At 63.5% G+C, this 20,178-nt stretch carries 23 protein-coding genes and 1 tRNA gene; 2 read left to right on the top strand and 22 right to left on the bottom strand.

Translation table 11 applies throughout. The features are described from left to right. Positions 1-16: 16 nt before the first annotated feature. The 15 genes from ispG to trmJ form a co-directional block, all read right to left on the bottom strand. On the bottom strand, positions 17-1,129 hold the full coding sequence (ispG, locus tag ACAW63_RS26630) for a flavodoxin-dependent (E)-4-hydroxy-3-methylbut-2-enyl-diphosphate synthase (RefSeq protein ID WP_275608359.1): 1,113 nt from the start codon (positions 1,127-1,129) through the stop codon (positions 17-19). Positions 1,130-1,131: 2 nt separating this feature from the next. Beyond that, the gene (locus ACAW63_RS26635) at positions 1,132-2,163 is read right to left on the bottom strand and encodes a helix-turn-helix domain-containing protein (RefSeq protein ID WP_371230398.1); all 1,032 of its coding nucleotides are present in this window, start codon (positions 2,161-2,163) and stop codon (positions 1,132-1,134) included. After that, complete coding sequence (gene pilW / locus ACAW63_RS26640; protein WP_371230400.1) at positions 2,160-2,918, bottom strand: type IV pilus biogenesis/stability protein PilW; 759 nt, start codon at positions 2,916-2,918, stop codon at positions 2,160-2,162. Before pilW ends, ACAW63_RS26635 begins: the two co-directional genes overlap by 4 nt. A gap of 16 nt (positions 2,919-2,934) precedes the next feature. After that, a complete protein-coding gene (gene rlmN, locus ACAW63_RS26645) occupies positions 2,935-4,083 on the bottom strand; it encodes a 23S rRNA (adenine(2503)-C(2))-methyltransferase RlmN (RefSeq protein WP_275608362.1) in 1,149 nt (382 codons plus the stop codon). Between the two features lie 27 nt (positions 4,084-4,110). Next, the gene (ndk, locus tag ACAW63_RS26650; protein ID WP_015478499.1) at positions 4,111-4,542 is read right to left on the bottom strand and encodes a nucleoside-diphosphate kinase; all 432 of its coding nucleotides are present in this window, start codon (positions 4,540-4,542) and stop codon (positions 4,111-4,113) included. Between the two features lie 251 nt (positions 4,543-4,793). After that, on the bottom strand, positions 4,794-4,994 hold the full coding sequence (gene iscX, locus ACAW63_RS26655; RefSeq protein ID WP_331319149.1) for a Fe-S cluster assembly protein IscX: 201 nt from the start codon (positions 4,992-4,994) through the stop codon (positions 4,794-4,796). A 14-nt stretch (positions 4,995-5,008) separates the two neighbouring features. Beyond that, positions 5,009-5,347, bottom strand: coding sequence for an ISC system 2Fe-2S type ferredoxin (gene fdx, locus ACAW63_RS26660; protein ID WP_015478501.1), 339 nt, complete (start codon positions 5,345-5,347; stop codon positions 5,009-5,011). 6 nt (positions 5,348-5,353) lie between these two features. Then, positions 5,354-7,213 carry a Fe-S protein assembly chaperone HscA gene (gene hscA / locus ACAW63_RS26665; RefSeq protein ID WP_371230403.1) on the bottom strand — a complete coding sequence of 620 codons (1,860 nt, stop codon included), beginning with the start codon at positions 7,211-7,213 and terminating at the stop codon, positions 5,354-5,356. Between the two features lie 45 nt (positions 7,214-7,258). Next, on the bottom strand, positions 7,259-7,780 hold the full coding sequence (hscB, locus tag ACAW63_RS26670) for a co-chaperone HscB (protein WP_275608365.1): 522 nt from the start codon (positions 7,778-7,780) through the stop codon (positions 7,259-7,261). 8 nt (positions 7,781-7,788) lie between these two features. Beyond that, positions 7,789-8,112 carry an iron-sulfur cluster assembly protein IscA gene (gene iscA, locus ACAW63_RS26675; RefSeq protein WP_207887490.1) on the bottom strand — a complete coding sequence of 108 codons (324 nt, stop codon included), beginning with the start codon at positions 8,110-8,112 and terminating at the stop codon, positions 7,789-7,791. A gap of 28 nt (positions 8,113-8,140) precedes the next feature. Then, positions 8,141-8,527 carry a Fe-S cluster assembly scaffold IscU gene (gene iscU / locus ACAW63_RS26680; protein ID WP_015478505.1) on the bottom strand — a complete coding sequence of 129 codons (387 nt, stop codon included), beginning with the start codon at positions 8,525-8,527 and terminating at the stop codon, positions 8,141-8,143. Positions 8,528-8,554: 27 nt separating this feature from the next. After that, positions 8,555-9,769, bottom strand: coding sequence for an IscS subfamily cysteine desulfurase (locus tag ACAW63_RS26685; RefSeq protein WP_275608366.1), 1,215 nt, complete (start codon positions 9,767-9,769; stop codon positions 8,555-8,557). Between the two features lie 28 nt (positions 9,770-9,797). Beyond that, the gene (gene iscR / locus ACAW63_RS26690) at positions 9,798-10,292 is read right to left on the bottom strand and encodes a Fe-S cluster assembly transcriptional regulator IscR (RefSeq protein ID WP_152225360.1); all 495 of its coding nucleotides are present in this window, start codon (positions 10,290-10,292) and stop codon (positions 9,798-9,800) included. Positions 10,293-10,431: 139 nt separating this feature from the next. Then, a complete protein-coding gene (gene cysE / locus ACAW63_RS26695) occupies positions 10,432-11,211 on the bottom strand; it encodes a serine O-acetyltransferase (protein WP_371230404.1) in 780 nt (259 codons plus the stop codon). Beyond that, entirely contained in the window at positions 11,204-11,983 is a 780-nt protein-coding gene (trmJ, locus tag ACAW63_RS26700; RefSeq protein WP_371230406.1) for a tRNA (cytosine(32)/uridine(32)-2'-O)-methyltransferase TrmJ, read from the bottom strand. The genes cysE and trmJ overlap by 8 nt, the downstream gene beginning before the upstream one ends. A 149-nt stretch (positions 11,984-12,132) precedes the next feature. Here trmJ and suhB point away from each other — a divergent pair, with 149 nt between their 5' ends. Further along, positions 12,133-12,948, top strand: coding sequence for an inositol-phosphate phosphatase (gene suhB, locus ACAW63_RS26705; protein ID WP_371230408.1), 816 nt, complete (start codon positions 12,133-12,135; stop codon positions 12,946-12,948). Between the two features lie 208 nt (positions 12,949-13,156). On the opposite strand, the gene ACAW63_RS26710 is transcribed toward suhB, so the two are convergent. The 6 genes from ACAW63_RS26710 to queA all read right to left on the bottom strand — a co-directional run bounded on the left by ACAW63_RS26710 (position 13,157) and on the right by queA (position 19,259). Next, positions 13,157-13,693, bottom strand: a complete 537-nt coding sequence (locus ACAW63_RS26710; RefSeq protein WP_371230410.1) for a glycine zipper 2TM domain-containing protein — start codon at positions 13,691-13,693, stop codon at positions 13,157-13,159. Between the two features lie 158 nt (positions 13,694-13,851). After that, complete coding sequence (gene secF / locus ACAW63_RS26715) at positions 13,852-14,769, bottom strand: protein translocase subunit SecF (RefSeq protein WP_207887497.1); 918 nt, start codon at positions 14,767-14,769, stop codon at positions 13,852-13,854. 10 nt (positions 14,770-14,779) lie between these two features. Next, the gene (gene secD / locus ACAW63_RS26720) at positions 14,780-16,642 is read right to left on the bottom strand and encodes a protein translocase subunit SecD (RefSeq protein WP_370599948.1); all 1,863 of its coding nucleotides are present in this window, start codon (positions 16,640-16,642) and stop codon (positions 14,780-14,782) included. A gap of 64 nt (positions 16,643-16,706) precedes the next feature. Then, entirely contained in the window at positions 16,707-17,048 is a 342-nt protein-coding gene (gene yajC / locus ACAW63_RS26725; RefSeq protein ID WP_152225372.1) for a preprotein translocase subunit YajC, read from the bottom strand. 36 nt (positions 17,049-17,084) lie between these two features. Beyond that, positions 17,085-18,203: a tRNA guanosine(34) transglycosylase Tgt gene (tgt, locus tag ACAW63_RS26730; protein WP_275611997.1), complete on the bottom strand. Its 1,119-nt coding sequence runs from the start codon at positions 18,201-18,203 to the stop codon at positions 17,085-17,087. A 12-nt stretch (positions 18,204-18,215) separates the two neighbouring features. Further along, positions 18,216-19,259, bottom strand: a complete 1,044-nt coding sequence (gene queA, locus ACAW63_RS26735) for a tRNA preQ1(34) S-adenosylmethionine ribosyltransferase-isomerase QueA (protein ID WP_343577643.1) — start codon at positions 19,257-19,259, stop codon at positions 18,216-18,218. A gap of 106 nt (positions 19,260-19,365) precedes the next feature. Here queA and ACAW63_RS26740 point away from each other — a divergent pair. Continuing rightward, positions 19,366-19,452: transfer RNA gene (locus ACAW63_RS26740), tRNA-Leu, on the top strand. Positions 19,453-19,663: 211 nt separating this feature from the next. On the opposite strand, the gene ACAW63_RS26745 is transcribed toward ACAW63_RS26740, so the two are convergent. Continuing rightward, the gene (locus tag ACAW63_RS26745; protein WP_371230413.1) at positions 19,664-20,170 is read right to left on the bottom strand and encodes a GspH/FimT family pseudopilin; all 507 of its coding nucleotides are present in this window, start codon (positions 20,168-20,170) and stop codon (positions 19,664-19,666) included. Positions 20,171-20,178 lie beyond the last annotated feature (8 nt).

Consider the following 20,178-nt stretch of genomic DNA (forward strand, 5'->3'; position numbering starts at 1 on the left):
AGGGTCCTTGTTGCGGTCAGCCGCGCACGATCAGTGCGGCGTCGGCCTCGGCCTTCTCGGCCGCTTTTTCGCGGATCAGCCGTTCCAGCTCATCCACCAGGTTTTCGTTCTGCAGCTTCTGCGCCGGCTTGCCGTCGATGTAGATCAGGTTGCTCGGCGTGCCGCCGGTGAGGCCGATGTGGGCTTCCTTGGCTTCGCCGGGGCCGTTGACCACGCAGCCGATCACGGCCACGTCCAGCGGGACCAGCAGGTCTTCCAGGCGGCCTTCGAGCTCGTTCATGGTCTTCACCACATCGAAGTTCTGCCGCGAGCAGCTCGGGCAGGCGATGAAGTTGATGCCACGGGAGCGCAGGCGCAGCGACTTGAGGATGTCGAAGCCGACCTTGATCTCTTCCACCGGATCGGCGGCCAGGGAGATGCGGATGGTGTCGCCGATGCCTTCGGCGAGCAGCATGCCCAGGCCGACGGCGGACTTCACGGTGCCCGAACGCAGGCCACCGGCTTCGGTGATGCCCAGGTGCAGGGGTTGTTCGATTTCCTTGGCCAGCAGGCGGTAGGCGGCCACCGCCATGAACACGTCGGAGGCCTTCACACTGACCTTGAAGTTCTGGAAGTCCAGGCGCTGGAGGTGATCCACGTGGCGCATGGCCGATTCCAACAGGGCTTCCGGGGTCGGTTCGCCGTACTTCTTCTGCAGGTCCTTTTCCAGGGAACCGGCGTTGACGCCGATACGGATCGGGATGTTGCGATCGCGGGCAGCATCCACCACGGCCTTCACGCGGTCTTCGCGACCGATGTTGCCGGGATTGATGCGCAGGCAGTCGACGCCCAGTTCGGCGACGCGCAGGGCGATCTTGTAGTCGAAGTGGATGTCGGCAACCAGCGGGACCTTGACCTGCTGCTTGATCTTGCCGAACGCCTCGGCGGCGTCCATGTCCGGTACGGAGACGCGCACGATGTCGGCGCCGGCCTCTTCCAGACGGCGGATCTGGCCAACGGTGGCGGCCACATCCAGGGTGTCGGTGTTGGTCATGCTCTGCACGGCGATGGGGGCATCCCCACCCACCGGCACGTTACCCACCCAGATCTTGCGGGACGGGCGGCGTTTGATCGGAGACTCGCAATGCATCGTTACTGTCCACCCAGGGTCACACGCGCGGTACCGCCGCGCGCCGGGGTCACTGCGACCGGCTGGCCGTTGTAGCTGACCTGCGCACCGCGGGCGAAGCCCAGGCGCAGTTGTACCGGAGCCTTGGCCGCCAGCTCCAGGGTGTCACCCTTGCGCTTGAGCGAGCCGAACAGGACCTTGCCATCGGCATCGGTGACCTGGGTCCAGCAGTCTTCAGTGAACTGGATCTTGACCACGCCCTGACCCGCGGCGGCGACCACCGGAGCGGCCGGCTGGGCTTCGACCGGTGCAGCCGGAGCGACCGGTGCAGCAGGTTGCGGAGCGCCGGCTGGTTGAGCGGGAGCTGCCGGAGCCTGGGCCGGAGCGGCCTCGGTGGCGACGGGCGCACTCGGCAGCGCCGGAGCAGCGGGGTTGGCCGCAACCGGCGGCGTGCCTTCGGCCGGCGCCTCGGCAGTGGCGTTATCGCCGGCCGGCTCGGCAGGCACGGTCGAGGGATTGGCCTGGTCTTCGGCGACGGCCTGGTCTTCCGGCTCGTCGAGCGTATGGATTTCGGTGGTGCCGTCGGCGCTCTCGACCTCGACGTGCTCCATGTTCAGGCTGCCGCTCTCGGCGGTGCGGGCGGCTCGCTCCTGCCACCAGAAGTAGCCGAAGCCGATGAGCAGGGCGAGCAGCATCAGGCTGAACAGACGCAGCAGATTACGCGACAGGCGTACCGGCTCGACCACGCGGCCGAGGCTGTGCACGTTGCTGCCGGTGGCGTCGGTGCCGGTGTATTGGTCGAATGCCTGGACCATCTGTCCCTGGTCCATGCCCAGCAGCTTGGCGTAGGCGCGAACGTAGCCACGGGCGAAAGTATGGCCGGGCAGTTGATCGAAAGAGCCCTGCTCCAGCTGGCGCAGGGAATGCTCGGTCAGGTTCAGCTGGCCCGCGACCTGGGCAACGCTCCAGCCCTTGTTCTCGCGCGCCTGGCGCAGCGTGTCGCCAGGATTGGCGCGGGTCGTGCCGATGACATCGGACTGCGACGTGCTCATCATTTATCCGCCTGGTATGCCTGGTATTCAGGAGAAGCGGGATACAGGCGCTTGAGTTGCAGCCCGTAGCTGGCAGCGGTATCCCGGTCGTCAAAGATCTTCGCCAGTCGAATTCCCAGCAGCAGGCTGCGCGCGGTCTGCGGGCCCTGCTTGAGGTATTCCTGGTAGTAGGCTCGCGCCGGAACGTACTGACGATCCTGGTAATTGAGTTCGGCCATCTCGATCAGCGCGCTGGGCTGATTGCGATTGAGGCGAATGGCCTTCTCGAAGTATTCCTTGGCCTGCTCGCGCTGCTTGAGCTGCAGGCAGACCAGCCCGAGGTTTTCGAAGATGCGCGAACGCTCGGGATACAGACCATCCTCGGCGGCCTTGATGTAGACGTCGTAGGCTTCCTTGTAGCGTTTCTGCTCGAACAGGAAGCCGCCGTAGTTGTTCAGGATGCGTGCGTCATCCGAACGGGAGGACAGCGCCTTGCGGTATTCGGTCTCGGCCAGCTGCGGTTCCATCTCGGTCTGGTAGACCGCGGCCAGCGCAGTGTGCGCGTCGGCGCTGGACGGATCGATCTCCAGCGCCTGGCGCAGCGGGACCTTGGCCTGTTCGGCATTGCCGGCCCGCAGGTAGCCGAGCCCCAGCTGGATGTAGGCGTCACGTGCCTCATCCCGGCCCTTCTCGGTTTTCAGAGGATCCTGTTTACCAGACGTCACGCAACCCGTCAGCACGGTTGCCAACAGCAAGAACAGCGCGGCGCGCAGGGTCATTGGAATCCTCCCTCGTTCAGTTTCGATTGGCGGCGTTCGACGCCTGCTCGTTTTCCGTCGCCAACTGGCGGACGGCGATATAGCGTTCGCTGCGGCGGGTGCGGTCCATCACCTGGCCCACCAGTTGACCACAGGCGGCGTCGATGTCGTCACCACGGGTGGTGCGCACCGTCACGTTGAAGCCGCCTTTGTGCAGCATGTCCTGGAAACGGCGGATGGCATTGTTGCTCGGCCGCTCGTAACCCGAATGCGGGAACGGATTAAACGGAATCAGGTTGATCTTGCAAGGGAAATCCTTGAGCAGTGCGATCAGTTGCTCGGCATGCTCGGGCTGGTCGTTGACGTTGGCCAGCAGGGTGTACTCGACGGTCAGCACGCGCTCCTTGCCCAGGCGCGTGATGTAGCGATAGCAGGCATCGAGCAGCATATCCAGCGGGTACTTCTTGTTGATCGGTACCAGCTTGTTGCGCAGTTCGTCATTCGGCGCGTGCAGAGACAGGGCCAGGGACACGTCGGTCACTTCGGCGAGCTTGTCGATCATCGGCACCACGCCGGAGGTGGACAGGGTCACCTTGCGCTTGGAAATGCCGTAGCCGAGGTCTTCCATCATGATGCTCATGGCGGTCACGACGTTGTCGAAGTTCAGCAGCGGCTCGCCCATGCCCATCATCACCACATTGGTGATGGCACGGTCGATCTTGCCCGGGATGGTCCCGAACGACTGGTTGGCGATCCACACCTGGCCGATGATCTCGGCGGAGGTCAGGTCGCTGTTGAAGCCTTGCTTGCCGGTGGAGCAGAAGCTGCAGTCCAGCGCGCAACCGGCCTGGGACGACACGCACAGGGTGCCGCGGCCGCCCTGGGGAATGTACACGGTCTCGACGCAACTGCCCGAGGCCACGCGCACCACCCACTTGCGGGTACCGTCAGAGGAAATGTCCTGGCTGACGATCTCCGGGGGACGAATTTCGGCAACGGCCTTGAGCTTTTCGCGCAAGGCCTTGCCGACATTCGTCATGGCGTCGAAATCGACGGCGCCAAAGTGGTGAATCCATTGCATCACCTGGCCGGCGCGGAAGCGCTTTTCACCGATGGACTCGAAGAATTCCTCGAGCTGGGGCTTGGTCATGCCCAGCAGGTTGGCCTTTACAGCGGTATCAGTCATGGATTCACCCTCGCTCATTCGCTGAAATCAGCGAATGCGCTCGCACACCTCGGTGCTGGAGAAGAAGTAAGCGATTTCGCGAGCTGCGGAAGCTTCCGAGTCGGAACCGTGTACGGCGTTCTCGTCGATGGAAACGGCGAAGTCGGCGCGGATGGTGCCGGCGTCGGCTTTCTTCGGATCGGTGGCGCCCATCAGCTCACGGTTGCGCAGGATGGCGTCTTCGCCTTCCAGAACCTGAACGACGACCGGGCCGGAGGTCATGAAGGCAACCAGGTCCTTGAAGAAGGGACGCTCTTTGTGCTCGGCGTAGAAACCGCCAGCTTCGCGCTCGGACAGTTGAACCATCTTCGAAGCGACGACGCGCAGACCGGCTTTTTCGAAGCGGGTCAGGATTTCGCCGATGACGTTCTTGGCAACAGCGTCGGGCTTGATGATGGAGAAGGTACGTTGCAGGGCCATGGAAATAACTCCGGAAAGCAAGGTTGGTAAAGCCAAGGAGCCCCTGGCGTGGGCCAGGAGCTCCTGTGATTCAAGGGTTTGCCGCAGGCACCGCCCGGCGGACGGCGACGCGGGACCGCCCCCGACTGCTGCGGGGCCGGCGGCTGAAGAAATTCCCTCGGGAATTTTTTCAGAGCACACCTAAAGATAAAACCCGCGAATTATACGCGGGTTCATGACAAATGGGTACGCGGCAAGCGTGCCGCGCGCCCTCAGTCGAGCTCTTCGATCCAGGCGGCCTGGATGGCTTCCAGGACCTTTTCACCGCCGCGGGAGGGATCGTCGCTGAACTCCGGCAATGCCAGCACCCAGGAGTGCAGATCGACGAAATTCACGTAGCGCGGATCGACATCCGGCTTGGATTCAGCCAGTTGGATGGCGATTTCGAGCACATCAACCCATTTCAGACTCATCGTTGGCGCTCCGCTCAGTGACCTTCGGACACCTGGTTGATGGTGTACTTCGGAATCTCCACCACCAGATCTTCCTCGCCGACTACGGCCTGGCAGGACAGGCGCGAATCCGGCTCCAGGCCCCAGGCCTTGTCCAGCATGTCGTCTTCCAGCTCGTCGGAGGCTTCCATGGAGTTGAAGCCTTCGCGCACGATCACGTGGCAGGTGGTGCAGGCACAGGACATCTCGCAGGCATGCTCGATCTCGATGCCGTTGCGCAGTGCCGCCTTCATGATGGTTTCGCCCGGCTGGGCCTCGATCACCGCACCTTCCGGGCAATGTTCGGCGTTCGGCAGAAATACAATCTGCGGCATCTTGGCTTATTCCTCGATTTCGTTGAGCCGGCGACCGGCCAGTGCGGCCTTGACGGTGGCGTCCATACGGCGCGCGGCAAAGGCGTCGGTCACCTGGGACAGGCGCTTGATCTGTTGTTCGATGGCGGCGGTATCGCTGCCGGCCGCCAGTTCGCGCAGGGATTCCATGTTGGCATCGATCGCCACGCGCTCCTCGGCGTCCAGCAGGCGCTCGCCGTCGGCGTCCAGGGCCGACTGCACGGCCTCCAGCAGGCGCTGGGCCTCGACCTGCTGCTCGCGCAGGGCACGGGCGGCCATGTCGTCACCGGCGTACTGGAAGGAATCCTGCAGCATGCGGGCGATCTCGCCATCGGTCAGGCCGTAGGACGGCTTGACCTGGATGCTCGCCTCGACGCCCGAGGAAAGCTCACGGGCGGACACGCCCAAAAGCCCATCGGCGTCGACCTGGAAGCTGACGCGGATCTTCGCAGCGCCCGCTACCATCGGCGGAATGCCGCGCAGCTCGAAGCGTGCCAGGGACCGGCAGTCCTTGACCAGCTCACGCTCGCCTTGCAGCACGTGAATCATCATGGCCGTCTGGCCATCCTTGTAGGTGGTGAATTCCTGGGCGCGAGCCACCGGAATGGTGGTGTTGCGCGGAATCACCTTCTCCATCAGCCCGCCCATGGTTTCCAGGCCGAGCGACAGAGGGATTACGTCCAGCAGCAGCAGCTCTTCGCCGCGCTTGTTGCCGGCCAGGGCATCGGCCTGAATGGCGGCGCCAATGGCGACCACCTGGTCCGGGTCGATATCGGTCAGCGGCTCGCGACCGAACAGCTCGCCCACCAGTTCGCGCACGCGCGGCACACGGGTGGAACCGCCGACCATGACCACGGCGCTGACCTCTTCCAGCTCCACGCCGGAATCACGGACGGCGCGCCGGCAGGCCTTGAGGCTGCGCTGGATCAGCGGATCGATCAGCGACTCCATGTGCGAGCGACTCAGCTCGCCACTCCAGCCTTCGTAGGCTATCGGAGCGCTGGCACTATCGGTCAGCGCCTCCTTGGCTGCACAAGCCGTCTGCAGCAGACGACGCTGGGCACCCGGATCGAGATCGGCCGAAATACCGGACTGCTCGATGATCCAGCCGGCGATGGCATGATCGAAATCGTCGCCGCCCAGGGCGCTGTCGCCGCCGGTGGCCAGGACTTCGAAGACACCACGGGTCAGGCGCAGGATGGAAATGTCGAAGGTACCGCCGCCCAGGTCGTAGATGGCGACCACGCCCTCGGCATTCTTGTCCAGGCCATAGGCCACGGCGGCCGCGGTCGGCTCGTTGAGCAGGCGCAGCACATGCAGACCGGCCAGGCGCGCGGCGTCCTTGGTGGCCTGGCGCTGGGCGTCGTCGAAATAGGCGGGCACGGTGATCACCGCACCGACCAGCTCGCCACCGAGGGTGGATTCGGCGCGCTGACGCAGGGTACGGAGGATTTCCGCCGAGACTTCCACCGGGCTCTTGGCGCCCTGGACGGTCTCGATGAAGGGCATGTGCGACTCGCCCTGAACGAAGCGGTACGGCAGTTGACCACCGAGCTGTTTCACATCCTCCAGGCCGCGCCCCATCAGGCGTTTGACCGAGATGATGGAGTTCAGCGGGTCCAGGGCCGCACCGGCACGCACGCTCTCCCCCACCTCGATACGATCGGCGAGGTAGCGCACCGCCGACGGCAGGATGACTTCGCCACGCTCATCGGGCAACGGAGCGGCAACACCGCTACGCACGGCGGCGACCAGGGAATTGGTGGTGCCCAGGTCGATCCCCACGGCCAGACGACGCTGGTGTGGCTGGGGGCTCTGTCCGGGCTCGGCGATCTGCAGTAGGGCCATGCGGTTTCTAATCAGGCTTATCGGGCGCGGCACGGGCCGCGCGGATTAATCGTCGAGTCGCTCTTCGAGCTGCCGCACTTCCTGCGCCAGCTTGTCGAGGAACTGCATGCGCCGCACCAGGCGCTCGGCCAGCTCGCGGCGGGCGGGATCATCCCAGCAGTCGGCGAACTCCGCGTCCAGCTGCTGCTGGGCCGATTTCAGCTGGCGCTTGAAGTACGCCACGCCATCGAGATCGGCGCTGTCCTGCAGGTCTTCCAGCTCCTCGCGCAGACGCATCTGCTGCAGGAGGAACTCCGGGTCCTGCACCGTGGCTTCCAATGGCAACGCATTGCCACGCAAGGCCAGCAGGTAAAGGGCACGGCGCGGAGCGCTCTTGAGCGTCTGGTACGCGTCGTTGAGCTCGGCGGCCTTTTCCAGCGCCAGTCGCTGCTCGCGCTCGGAGGCATCGGCGAAACGATCCGGATGGACATTGCGCACCAGCTCGCGGTAGCGGTTGCCAAGGGCTTCCAGGTCGATCCGGAAGCCTGGCTGCAGGTCGAACAGGGCGAAGTGACAGGGACTACCCACGCCCGGCCTCAGACGTTGAAGCTTTCGCCGCAGCCACACTCACCGCGCACGTTCGGGTTGTTGAACTTGAAGCCCTCGTTGAGGCCTTCCTTGGTGAAGTCCAACTCGGTGCCGTCGAGGTAGACCAGGCTTTTCGGGTCAATGATGACCTTCACGCCGTGGCTCTCGAACACCTGGTCCTCGGCTGCCAGCTCGTCGACGAACTCCAGCACATAGGCCAGACCGGAACACCCGGTGGTGCGCACGCCAAGACGAATGCCCTCGCCCTTGCCGCGCCCTTCGAGGGAGCGACGAACGTGGTTGGCGGCGGCTTCGGTCATGCTGATGGCCATGGGAACTCCTTACTCAACGAATCGCGATTCAGAGAAGACCTTTCTTCTGCTTGTAGTCGCGTACGGCCGCCTTGATGGCGTCCTCGGCGAGCACCGAGCAGTGGATCTTCACCGGCGGCAGGGCAAGCTCTTCGGCGATGGTGGTGTTCTTGATGGATTCGGCTTCGTCCAGGGTCTTGCCCTTCATCCACTCGGTGGCGAGGGAGCTGGAGGCGATGGCCGAGCCGCAGCCGTAGGTCTTGAACTTGGCGTCTTCGATGACGCCCTGCTCGTTGACCTTGATCTGCAGACGCATCACGTCGCCGCAGGCCGGCGCGCCGACCATGCCGGTGCCGACATCCGGGTCCTCGGCATTGAGCTTGCCGACGTTGCGCGGGTTTTCGTAGTGGTCGATGACCTTGTCACTGTAAGCCATGGCTAATCCTCACATCTATGGGGCGGGTCAGTGGGCCTGCCATTCGACCTTGGACAGGTCGACGCCCTCTTTGAACATATCCCACAGCGGCGAGAGTTCACGCAGCTTGGAAACGGCTTCCACCACCTTATTGGCGGCATAGTCGACCTCTTCTTCAGTGGTGAAGCGGCCGAAGCTGAAACGGATGGAGCTGTGCGCCAGTTCGTCGTTGCGACCCAGGGCGCGGAGCACGTAGGACGGCTCCAGCGAGGCCGAGGTGCAGGCGGAACCGGACGATACGGCCAGGTCCTTGAGCGACATCATCAGCGACTCGCCCTCGACGTAGTTGAAGCTGACGTTGAGGATGTTCGGCGCGTAGGAAGTGGCGCTGCCGTTGACGTACAGCTCCTCCAGGCCCTGGACCTGCTCGAAGAAGCGCTTGCGCAGGCCTTCGATGCGGGCCATCTCCTGGTGCATTTCTTCCTTGGCGATGCGGAAGGCCTCGCCCATGCCGACGATCTGGTGGGTCGCCAGGGTGCCCGAACGCATGCCGCGCTCGTGACCGCCGCCGTGCATCTGGGCTTCCAGGCGTACGCGCGGCTTGCGGCGCACGTACAGGGCGCCCATGCCTTTGGGGCCGTAGACCTTGTGGGCGGAGAAGGACATCAGGTCGACCTTGAGCTTTTCCAGGTCGATGTCGATCTTGCCGGCCGACTGGGCGGCGTCGACGTGCAGCAGGATGCCGCGGGAGCGGGTCAGCTCGCCGATGGCGGCGATGTCGTTGACGCTGCCGACTTCGTTGTTCACGTGCATGACCGACACCAGGATGGTGTCCTCACGCAGGGCGGACTCGACCATCGCCGGGGTGATGATGCCCTCGGGAGTCGGTTCCAGGTAGGTGACCTCGAAGCCTTCGCGCTCCAGCTGGCGACAGGTATCCAGGACCGCCTTGTGCTCGATCTTCGAGGTGACGATGTGCTTGCCCTTGGTGGCGTAGAAGTGCGCAACACCCTTGATCGCCAGGTTGTCGGACTCGGTGGCACCGGACGTCCAGACGATCTCGCGGGGGTCGGCATTGACCAGCTCGGCGACCTGGCGACGAGCGTTCTCGGCTGCTTCCTCGGCCTTCCAGCCGAAGACGTGGGAGCGCGACGCCGGGTTGCCGAAATTGCCATCTACCAGGAGGCAGTCAGCCATTTTCTGAGCGACACGCGGATCCACCGGGGTTGTGGCGGAGTAGTCGAGGTAAATCGGCAATTTCATCAGGTAACTCCTACAGGCGGGCGTTCGCTCAATCGATGGCGGACGCTTCAATCTTGTCGAGGCGCGGCGTCTTGCTACCCGAACAGCGGCGCTCGTCCTGGCGCTGGGCCACCTCTTGAACTTCGCGGCGCTCGACCAGGTCGGCCAGGCTGATGCCGCTGAGGAACTCGTGGATCTGCTGGCTGAGGTCACACCACAGGTGGTGGGTCAGGCAGGTATCGCCGGAGTGGCAGTCGCCCTGCCCCTGACAGCGGGTGGCGTCGACCGATTCGTTGACCGCATCGATCACCTGGGCGACGTGGATGCCGGTCATGTCCCGGGACAGCTGGTAGCCGCCGCCAGGACCGCGCACGCTGACCACCAGGTTGCCACGGCGCAACTTGGCGAACAGCTGTTCCAGGTAGGACAGGGAGATACCCTGGCGCTCGGAAATATCGGCGAGAGAAACCGGGCCACGCTGGGCGTGCAACGCCAGATCGAGCATGGCGGTGACGGCATAGCGGCCTTTGGTGGTCAATCGCATGGGGAAATCCGGAAGAATCGCTGGTGTAGGGGAAGTATGCTCTTTTCCGACTATTTAGGTCAACTATAAGCCCTATTACTTTAGTCGGAATTAACCAGCGAGCGGCGGCGTATTTTAGCAGAGTGCCAGCGTCGGCGCATCACTGCGCCGACTTGCTGTCCTCGGTGTCCTTCACGCCAGCGAAGTCTTCTTCACGCAGCGCCGGCAGATCTTTCGCACAATAGTCGCTGCCTAGAGCCGTCAGCGCCTTGCACATTCCCTCCAGGCGACCATCAACTGCCTGCAGGTGATCGAGCAACTGACCAATGGCACGCGCCACCGGGTCGGGCATGTCCTGACTCACACCATAGGCATCGAAGCCGAGCTTCTCGGCCATGGCCTGGCGCTTGGCCGCCTGGTCGGCATCGTCCTTCATGATGATCCGGCCAGGAATACCCACGACGGTAGCCCCTGGCGGTACCTCTTTCGTGACCACCGCGTTGGAGCCCACCTTGGCGCCAGCACCGACAGTGAACGGACCGAGCACCTTGGCGCCCGCCCCCACCACCACGCCGTCGGCCAGGGTCGGGTGACGCTTGCCCTTGTTCCAGCTGGTGCCGCCCAGGGTCACGCCCTGGTAGATGGTCACGTCGTCACCGATCTCGGCAGTCTCGCCAATGACAATGCCCAGGCCGTGGTCGATGAAGAAACGCCGACCGATCCTGGCGCCGGGGTGAATCTCGATACCGGTCATCCAGCGCCCGAAATTGGACACCATCCGTGCCAACCACTTCCAGCCGGACGTCCACAGGGCATGAGCCAGACGATGCAGCCACACCGCGTGCAGCCCCGGATAGCAGGTGAGCACCTCGAAGGCGTTGCGCGCCGCCGGGTCACGATGGAATACGCTCTGGATATCTTCGCGCACACGCTCAAACATCTTCATCACTCCGCTTGGAAAGCTCCCCACGGGCAGCCTTCTGTGTTTCGGTCAGAATACCCCTCAGGATATTCATCTCCAGCTTGCTCACGCCGCTGCGGCCGTACAAGCGGCGCAGGCGCGACATGAGATGGCGCGGCTTCTGCGGGTCGAGGAACTGGATATCCACCAGGGTCGATTCCAGGTGCGCATAGAAGCGCTCCAGCTCATCCGAGGTCGCCGGAATGCTGTTGAGCATCGCGGTGGACTCCACCTTCTCCTGCTTGGTCGGCTGGCCCTGGGCCGCCAACCAGGCCATGCGCACCTCATAGACCAGCACCTGCACCGCCGTCGCCAGGTTCAGCGAGCTGAACTCGGGATTGGCCGGGATATGCACATGGAATTGACATCGCTGCAATTCCTCGTTGGTCAGACCCGCGTATTCGCGACCGAAGACCAGCGCGACCTCACCACCCTGCTGCACGTGCTGCAGGCTGGTGGTGGCGCACTCACGGGGGTCGAGCAGCGGCCAGGGAATGCGGCGGTCGCGCGCACTGGTGCCGAGCACCAGGCTGCAACCGGCCAGGGCGTCTTCCAGGGTCGACACGACCACGGCCGCATCGAGGATGTCATCGGCGCCGGAAGCACGGGCGCGCGCCTCGCCACTGGGGAAATCCATCGGATCGACCAGCACCAGGCGCGACAGGCCCATGTTCTTCATCGCACGGGCCGTACCGCCGATATTGCCGGGATGACTGGTGTTGACCAGCACCACGCGAATTCTGTCGAGCAACGCCAGCGACTCCACACAAAAGCGAAAAAAGGGAGGGAATCCTACCGCAGCGGTGGGTCTTGCGCCACGCAGGCGACAGGTCGCTCTATGAGCGCCATGGTTTTCTGTTAGAATGTCCGGCTTTCTTTAACGACCCAGGTGACCTCTCCATGCAGCCCATGCTGAATATCGCCCTGCGCGCCGCTCGCAGCGCCGGTGAACTGATCTTCCGCTCCATCGAACGCCTGGACACCCTCTCGGTCAACGAAAAAGAAGCCAAGGACTACGTCACCGAAGTCGATCGCGCCGCCGAACTCTCCATCGTTACCGCCCTGCGCAAGGCCTACCCGAATCACGGGATCATGGGCGAAGAAGGCGGCATGCTGGAAGGCAGCGGCGAAGGCGCCGACTACCTGTGGATCATCGATCCGCTGGACGGCACCACCAACTTCATCCATGGCGTTCCGCACTTCGCCGTCAGCATCGCCTGCAAATACCGCGGCCGCCTCGAGCACGCCGTGGTCCTCGACCCGATCCGCCAGGAAGAGTTCACCGCCAGCCGCGGCCGTGGCGCCGCACTGAACGGCCGCCGCCTGCGCGTCAGCAACCGCAAGAGCCTGGAAGGCGCCCTGCTGGGCACCGGCTTCCCGTTCCGCGACAGCCAGATGGACAACCTGGACGCCTACCTGGGCATGTTCCGCAGCCTGGTCGGCCAGACCGCCGGCATCCGCCGCGCCGGCGCCGCCAGCCTGGACCTGGCCTACGTCGCCGCCGGCCGTTACGACGCCTTCTGGGAGTTCGGCCTGTCCGAGTGGGATATGGCTGCCGGCGCCCTGCTGATCCAGGAAGCGGGCGGCCTGGTGAGCGATTTCACCGGCGGTCACGAATTCCTCGAGAAGGGCCAGATCGTCGCCGGCAACACCAAGTGCTTCAAGGCGCTGCTGACCAGCATCCAGCCGCACCTGCCGCCGTCGCTCAAGCGCTGAGCCTGAGCCTCGAATGAAAAAGCCCGGCAATGCCGGGTTTTTTGCGCCTGCGAGAACGCTTTCCTTGTAGGAGCGAGCTTGCTCGCGAAGCTTTTTCATTCTGACACTACGGCTCTGAGCGAATCGCGAGCAAGCTCGCCCCTACGAAAAGCAAGGCAAAGAAAAAGGCGCCCCATGGGCGCCTTTTTCGCTCACCCCTGGCGACTGCTTATTGCTGACCCAGGATCAGTTGGCCGCTCTTGTCGACCGGAATCTGCGAACCCGGATCGCGATCCATGCGCACCTGGCCGGGCTTGCCGTCGAGCAGGTACTTCACGTCGTAACCGACGACCTTCTCGCTGGTGTCGTTGACAGTGCTGCAGCGGGTTTCATTGGTGGTGTAGGTGTCACGCTCCTGCATGCCCTCCTGCACCTTGTTACCGGCATAACCACCGCCGATGGCGCCCGCCACGGTGGCGATCTTCCGGCCGTTGCCGCTGCCGATCTGGTTGCCCAGCAGGCCGCCAGCGATGGCGCCGATCGCCGTACCGGCGATCTGATGCTGGTCCTTGACCGGACGCTGGTGTGTCACCGCGACATCCTTGCAAACCTGGCGAGGCGTCTTGATGGTTTCCTTGACCGGCTGGACAGCGAGCACTTCGGCATATTGAGGCCCGCGATCCACCAGACTATAAGTGGCCACGGCGCCACCGGCAGTCACGCCTACAGCGCCCAGCACGGTACCGATGAGCAACGACTTGTTCACATAAACCTCCTGGTCTCTCGTCTCGTTCGGGCTCAGCCCTTCACCTTGCCTTGGAGCGCTTGAATTGTAAGAAAGTTCCAGCAAGTTCGTAGTGCACAGCCGACAAACGAAAACTCCCGCCGTAGCGGGAGTTTCCGGAAGAGCCTGGAAGCGCTCTATTACGGGCGCTCGTCGGCTTCCTTGCTCGGCGGCGGAATCAGGTCCTCGCTGGACAGGTTCAGCCAGATCAGCACCACGTTGGCGATGTAGATCGACGAGTAGGTCCCCGCCATCACACCGACGAACAGGGCGATGGAGAAGCCGAACAGGTTGTCGCCACCGAAGAACAGCAGCGCGGCGATGGCCAGCAGGGTCGACACCGAGGTGGCGATGGTCCGCAACAGGGTCTGGCTGGTCGAGATGTTGATGTTCTCGATCAGGCTGGCCTTGCGCAGTACACGGAAGTTCTCGCGCACCCGGTCGAAGATCACGATGGTGTCGTTCAGCGAATAGCCCACCACCGCCAGCACCGCGGCCAGCACGGTCAGGTCGAAGGTGATCTGAAAGAACGACAGCACGCCCATCACGATGATGGCGTCGTGGATCAGCGACAGGATCGCACCCAGGGCGAACTTCCACTGGAAGCGGAAGCCGACGTACAGCAGGATGCCGCCCAGCGCCAGGAGCATGCCGAGGCCGCCCTGGTCGCGCAGCTCTTCACCCACCTGCGGGCCGACGTATTCGACGCCATTCACTTTCGCCGGGTTGGAAGCATCGGCCTTCTGCAGCGCAGCGGCGACCTTCTTGCCCAGTTCCGGGTCTTCGCTGGGCATGCGTACCAGCACATCCCGGGTGTCGCCGAAGCTCTGCACCACCGCCTCGCCGAAACCGGCGGCGACCAGTTGCTCACGCACCTTGGCAAGGTCCGCAGGCTGCTCGTAGGCCAGCTTGATCGACGTACCGCCAGTGAAGTCGAGGCCGAAGTTGATGCCCTTGACGAACCAGCTGCCGAGGGCGATCAGGGTCAGGATCAGGGTGCCGGCGAACGCAATGTTGCGAACGCCCATGAAGTTGATAGTACCGATCTTGATGTTCATCTCAGGCCCCTTAGATCCACAGCTTCTTGAAGTCGCGGCCGCCGAAGATCAGGTTGACCATCGCACGGGTGACCAGAATGGCCGTGAACATCGAGGTGATAATGCCGAGGGACATGGTCACGGCGAAGCCCTTCACCGGGCCGGTGCCCATGGCGTAGAGGATGCCGCCGACCAGCAGCGAGGTCAGGTTGGCGTCGAGGATCGCGGTGAAGGCACGGTTGAAGCCCTCGTGGATCGCCCGCTGCACGGACATGCCAGCCGCCAGCTCCTCACGTATCCGCGAGAAGATCAGCACGTTGGCGTCCACCGCCATACCCATGGTCAACACGATACCCGCGATACCCGGCAGGGTCAGGGTCGCGCCGAGGATCGACATCAGCGCTACCAGCATGACCATGTTGAAGGCCAGGGCGACGGTGGCGATCACGCCAAAGAAGCGGTAGATCACGATGATGAACAGGGACACGAAGACCATGCCCCAGAGGGAGGCATCGATACCCTTGGCGATGTTGTCTGCACCCAGGCTCGGGCCGATGGTGCGTTCCTCAGCGAAGTACATCGGCGCGGCCAGGCCGCCGGCGCGCAGCAGCAGGGCCAGTTCCGAGGACTCGCCCGGAGCGTCCAGACCGGTGATGCGGAACTGGTTGCCCAGCGGCGACTGGATGGTCGCCAGGCTGATGATCTTCTTCTCTTCCTTGAACGCCGGAACAGCGACTTCCTGCTCGACGCCGTCGACCACCTGCTTGGCGTAGCGGGTGATCGGCTTCTGCTCGATGAATACCACCGCCATGCTGCGGCCGACGTTGTTGCGGGTCGCACGGTTCATCAGCTCGCCGCCGTGGCCATCCAGGCGGATGTTCACCTGCGGGCGGCCGTTCTCGTCGAAGCTGGCGCTGGCGTCGGTGACCTGGTCACCGGTGATGATCACGCCACGCTCCAGGGTCGCCGGCGGCCGGCGCGGCTCACGGAACTCGAAGGTTTCGGTGGCGGACTTGATCGCATCCGGCTCGGCGGCCAGACGGAATTCCAGGTTGGCGGTCTTGCCGAGGATACGCTTGGCTTCGGCGGTGTCCTGCACACCCGGCAGCTCGACCACGATGCGATTGGCGCCCTGGCGCTGTACCAGCGGCTCGGAGACGCCCAGCTCGTTCACGCGGTTGCGGACGGTGGTGAGGTTCTGCTTGATCGAATACTCGCGGATTTCCGCCAGCTTCGCCGGGGTCATGCCCAGACGCAGCACCTGCATGCCGGTGCGCTCGCTCTGGATGACTTCGAAATCACGGTAGTCCTTGGCGATGATGGACTTGGCCTTGTCCAGGTCGGCTTCTTCAGTGAAGCCCAGCTGGATGCCACTGTCCTGCGCCGGCAGGCTGCGGTAGCGCACACGCTCCTTGCGCAGGGCGCTCTTGATTTCGCTTTCGTAGACCTTCATGCGGGCGTCGACCGCCTTGTCCATGTCCACTTCCAGCAGGAAGTGCACACCACCGGACAGGTCCAGACCCAGCTTCATCGGGTGCGCAGCGATCGAGCGCAGCCAGTTCGGGGTGGTCTGCGCCAGGTTCAGGGCGACCACGTAGTCGTCACCCAGGGCGCGGCGGACGATGTCCTTGGCCGGCAGCTGGTCTTCCTGCTTGGCCAGGCGGATCAGGCCGCTGTTCTTGCCGAGGGAGCCCGCCTTGACGGCGATACCCGCGTCGGTCAGCGCCTTGCTGGCCTTGTCCAGGTCGGCCTGCGACACCTGCAGCGCGGTGCTCGCACCACTGATCTGCACGGCCGGGTCATCCGGATAGAGGTTGGGTGCGGAATAGATGAAACCGACGGCCAGGACCGCCAGGATCAGCAGATACTTCCACAGGGGATACTTGTTGAGCATGACACCGCCCGTTATGACGCGGGGCGCATCATGCGCCCCGTCGATTGGGTTTCTGTTGGTTGGCTCAGATGGCCTTCAGCGTGCCTTTCGGCAGGGTCGCGGCAATCGCGCCCTTCTGGAACTTCAGCTCGACGCTGTCGGAGACTTCGACCACGACGAAATCGTCAGCAACCTTGGTCACCTTGCCGGCGATGCCCGCGGAAGTGACGACTTCATCACCCTTCTGCAGGCCGGCGATCAGGTTCTTGTGCTCCTTGGAACGCTTGGCCTGGGGACGCCAGATCATCAGATAGAAGATGACCAGGAAACCGACCAGGAACACCCACTCGAAGCCGGTGCCAGCCGGGCCGGCAGCGGCGGCGGGGGCTGCAGCGTCAGCGAAGGCAGCGGGAATTAGAAAGCTCATTGGAAACTCCTGTCACAAAGCTTTTTCGATGAAAGGTCAGTCCGCCAGCGGCGGCGTGGGAAGGCCGCGCTTGGCGTAGAAGGCGTCGACAAAGTTCGCCAATGTACCCTGTTGGATTGCCTCGCGCAAACCAGCCATAAGCCGCTGATAATGCCGCAAGTTATGGATGGTATTGAGCATGCTGCCGAGCATTTCGCCGCACTTGTCCAGGTGGTAGAGATAGGCGCGGGAGAAGTGCTTGCAGGTGTAGCAATCGCAGGTCGGGTCCAGCGGCGATTCGTCATGTTTGTGAACCGCGTTACGGATCTTGATCACCCCGGTGTCAACGAAAAGGTGGCCATTGCGCGCATTGCGGGTGGGCATGACGCAGTCGAACATGTCGACACCCCGGCGCACACCTTCCACGAGGTCCTCGGGTTTGCCCACACCCATCAGGTAACGAGGTTTGTCAGCGGGCATGTGCGGCGGCAGGAAGTCCAGTACGCGGATCATTTCTTCCTTGGGCTCGCCCACCGACAGGCCGCCGATGGCCAGGCCGTCGAAGCCGATCTCCTGCAAGCCTTCCAGCGAGCGCATGCGCAGTTCTTCATGCATGCCACCCTGAACGATACCGAACAGCGCGGACGGACTATCACCGTGGGCGATCTTCGAGCGTTTGGCCCAGCGCAGCGACAGCTCCATGGAACGCTTGGCAACGTCGAACTCCGCCGGGTACGGGGTGCACTCGTCGAAGATCATCACGATGTCAGAGCCCAGCGCGCGTTGCACGGCCATGGATTCTTCCGGGCCCATGAAGACCTTGGCGCCGTCCACGGGCGAGGCGAAGTACACGCCCTCCTCCTTGATCTTGCGCAGCGCGCCCAGGCTGAACACCTGGAAGCCGCCCGAGTCGGTGAGGATCGGCCCCTTCCACTGCATGAAGTCATGCAGGTCGCCGTGTTTCTGGATCACCTCGGTGCCCGGGCGCAGCCACAGGTGGAAGGTGTTGCCGAGAATGATCTGCGCGCCGATACCCTCGATGTCATGCGGGAGCATGCCCTTCACGGTGCCGTAGGTACCCACCGGCATGAACGCCGGGGTTTCCACCACACCACGGGGGAAGGTCAGGCGGCCGCGACGGGCCTTGCCCTCGGTGGCCAGCAGTTCGAATTTCATGAAACTCATGGATCAGTCCTCGGGGCCGCGCGGTGCCGGATTGCGGGTAATGAACATCGCGTCGCCGTAGCTGAAGAAGCGATAGCCCTGCTCCACCGCGGCCGCGTAGGCAGCCATGGTCTCCGGGTAGCCGGCGAAGGCCGAAACCAGCATCAGCAGTGTGGATTCGGGCAGATGGAAATTGGTGACCAGGGCGTCGACCACGTGGAACGGTCGGCCCGGGAAGATAAAGATGTCGGTGTCGCCACTGAAAGGCTTGAGCACGCCGTCGCGCGCGGCACTCTCCAGGGAACGCACACTGGTGGTGCCCACGGCGACCACCCGACCACCACGCGCCTTGCAGGCGGCAACGGCGTCGACCACGTCCTGGCTGACTTCCAGCCATTCGTGGTGCATGTGGTGATCCTCGATGCGCTCGACCCGCACCGGCTGGAAGGTGCCGGCGCCTACGTGCAAGGTGACGAAAGCGGTTTCCACGCCCTTGGCGCGGATCGACTCCAGCAGTGCCTCGTCGAAGTGCAAGCCGGCGGTCGGCGCAGCCACGGCACCAGCACGCTCGGCGTACACGGTCTGGTAGCGCTCGCGGTCAGAGTCTTCGTCCGGACGGTCGATATAGGGCGGCAGCGGCATGTGGCCGACGCGTTCCAGCAGCGGCAGCACCTCTTCGCTGAAGCCCAGCTCGAACAGCGCATCATGGCGCTGCAGCATTTCTGCTTCGCCACCGCCATCGATGAGGATCCTGGAACCCGGCTTGGGCGATTTGCTGGAGCGTACATGGGCCAGCACACGATGGCTGTCCAGTACACGCTCCACAAGGATTTCCAGCTTTCCGCCGGAAGCCTTCTGGCCGAACAGGCGGGCAGGAATCACCCGGGTGTTGTTGAACACCATCAGGTCACCCGGCTGAAGGAAGCCGAGGATGTCAGCGAATTGCCGATGGCTGAGCTCACCGCTCGGACCGTCCAGCACCAGCAGACGGCTGGCGCGGCGCTCTGCGAGCGGATGGCGGGCGATCAGCGCCTCGGGCAGATCGAAATGAAAGTCAGCGACACGCATGGAGGGAGCTATCTCGAAGGGCCGGATATATTACTGGAATTGCCAAATTCTGACCAATCGAGCGGATTGACCGATGCAGAGCGTCTCCCTATACTCCGCCGCCATTGCCTCGGTGGCGGAATCGGTAGACGCGGCGGATTCAAAATCCGTTTCTGGCGACAGAGTGAGAGTTCGAGTCTCTCCCGGGGCACCACTGACACCTCAAAATAGTGTCAGAACACCACTAAAAACCGGACTTAGAGCCGGTTTTTTGTTGTCTGCGATCTTGCCCTCGAGGGCCGTCTTCCGTGCGCCCGCCCTCCGCCGATGTAATGCGGAATTTTGGCGAGGATCCAAAACTGATTGAGCAGGCCCGAAGGCACCAAAAGGAGCTTCTACGGATGCCTCATGGACTCAGGCGAACGTTACGAGCAACTGCCAGTGGTAGTTTTGCTGACGTAGGCACGTCCGGTTGCGTCGACTTGCACCACCCGCTCCTGCGAACCCGCTGTGGGTGTGGCACGACAGACGGTAATGCTCGCCTGGGTACTGCCGACGCCGGAGGGCTGGAAGTCGATCTGCGTGACGCTGGAGGTGACTTTGAATCCCCCCGGCGCCGCTGCGTGCTTCTGAACCACAGTGGAGTCACTGGGAATGATGATGATCCATCCCTGCTCCCAACCACCACTACCGCAGCTGGTGCCATTGGTGGACACGCACATGCGGGCTACGGAGTTGCGCTTGATCGCCTCGCTCCGCCCTACCGCCACACCAGCAACTAGATCGTTGGCGCTGGCGGCAAGCTTGCCGGACAGGGTCGCTTCGGTGAACGATGGTACAGCAAGCGAGAGCAAAACCGCCGCCACCGCGATAGTCACCATCAACTCAATCAGGGTGAAACCAGCGGCCGCTCGACGTAAGTGCAATCCCATCCTTCTCT

Source organism: Pseudomonas sp. QE6 (assembly GCF_041379005.1).
Taxonomy (GTDB): Bacteria; Pseudomonadota; Gammaproteobacteria; order Pseudomonadales; family Pseudomonadaceae; genus Pseudomonas.

Excerpts from the sequence above, each read along its gene's own strand:
- pilW (WP_371230400.1), bottom strand. The coding sequence starts at position 2,918 with ATGACCCTGCGCGCCGCGCTGTTCTTGCTGTTGGCAACCGTGCTGACG.
- ispG (WP_275608359.1), bottom strand. The coding sequence starts at position 1,129 with ATGCATTGCGAGTCTCCGATCAAACGCCGCCCGTCCCGCAAGATCTGG.
- ACAW63_RS26745 (WP_371230413.1), bottom strand. The coding sequence starts at position 20,170 with ATGGGATTGCACTTACGTCGAGCGGCCGCTGGTTTCACCCTGATTGAG.
- queA (WP_343577643.1), bottom strand. The coding sequence starts at position 19,259 with ATGCGTGTCGCTGACTTTCATTTCGATCTGCCCGAGGCGCTGATCGCC.
- secF (WP_207887497.1), bottom strand. The coding sequence starts at position 14,769 with ATGAACATCAAGATCGGTACTATCAACTTCATGGGCGTTCGCAACATT.
- iscX (WP_331319149.1), bottom strand. The coding sequence starts at position 4,994 with ATGAGTCTGAAATGGGTTGATGTGCTCGAAATCGCCATCCAACTGGCT.
- ACAW63_RS26635 (WP_371230398.1), bottom strand. The coding sequence starts at position 2,163 with ATGATGAGCACGTCGCAGTCCGATGTCATCGGCACGACCCGCGCCAAT.
- ndk (WP_015478499.1), bottom strand. The coding sequence starts at position 4,542 with ATGGCCCTGCAACGTACCTTCTCCATCATCAAGCCCGACGCTGTTGCC.
- yajC (WP_152225372.1), bottom strand. The coding sequence starts at position 17,048 with ATGAGCTTTCTAATTCCCGCTGCCTTCGCTGACGCTGCAGCCCCCGCC.
- iscR (WP_152225360.1), bottom strand. The coding sequence starts at position 10,292 with ATGCGATTGACCACCAAAGGCCGCTATGCCGTCACCGCCATGCTCGAT.
- rlmN (WP_275608362.1), bottom strand. The coding sequence starts at position 4,083 with ATGACTGATACCGCTGTAAAGGCCAACCTGCTGGGCATGACCAAGCCC.
- iscU (WP_015478505.1), bottom strand. The coding sequence starts at position 8,527 with ATGGCTTACAGTGACAAGGTCATCGACCACTACGAAAACCCGCGCAAC.
- secD (WP_370599948.1), bottom strand. The coding sequence starts at position 16,642 with ATGCTCAACAAGTATCCCCTGTGGAAGTATCTGCTGATCCTGGCGGTC.
- iscA (WP_207887490.1), bottom strand. The coding sequence starts at position 8,112 with ATGGCCATCAGCATGACCGAAGCCGCCGCCAACCACGTTCGTCGCTCC.
- hscA (WP_371230403.1), bottom strand. The coding sequence starts at position 7,213 with ATGGCCCTACTGCAGATCGCCGAGCCCGGACAGAGCCCCCAGCCACAC.
- tgt (WP_275611997.1), bottom strand. The coding sequence starts at position 18,203 with ATGAAATTCGAACTGCTGGCCACCGAGGGCAAGGCCCGTCGCGGCCGC.
- ACAW63_RS26685 (WP_275608366.1), bottom strand. The coding sequence starts at position 9,769 with ATGAAATTGCCGATTTACCTCGACTACTCCGCCACAACCCCGGTGGAT.
- fdx (WP_015478501.1), bottom strand. The coding sequence starts at position 5,347 with ATGCCGCAGATTGTATTTCTGCCGAACGCCGAACATTGCCCGGAAGGT.
- cysE (WP_371230404.1), bottom strand. The coding sequence starts at position 11,211 with ATGTTTGAGCGTGTGCGCGAAGATATCCAGAGCGTATTCCATCGTGAC.
- suhB (WP_371230408.1), top strand. The coding sequence starts at position 12,133 with ATGCAGCCCATGCTGAATATCGCCCTGCGCGCCGCTCGCAGCGCCGGT.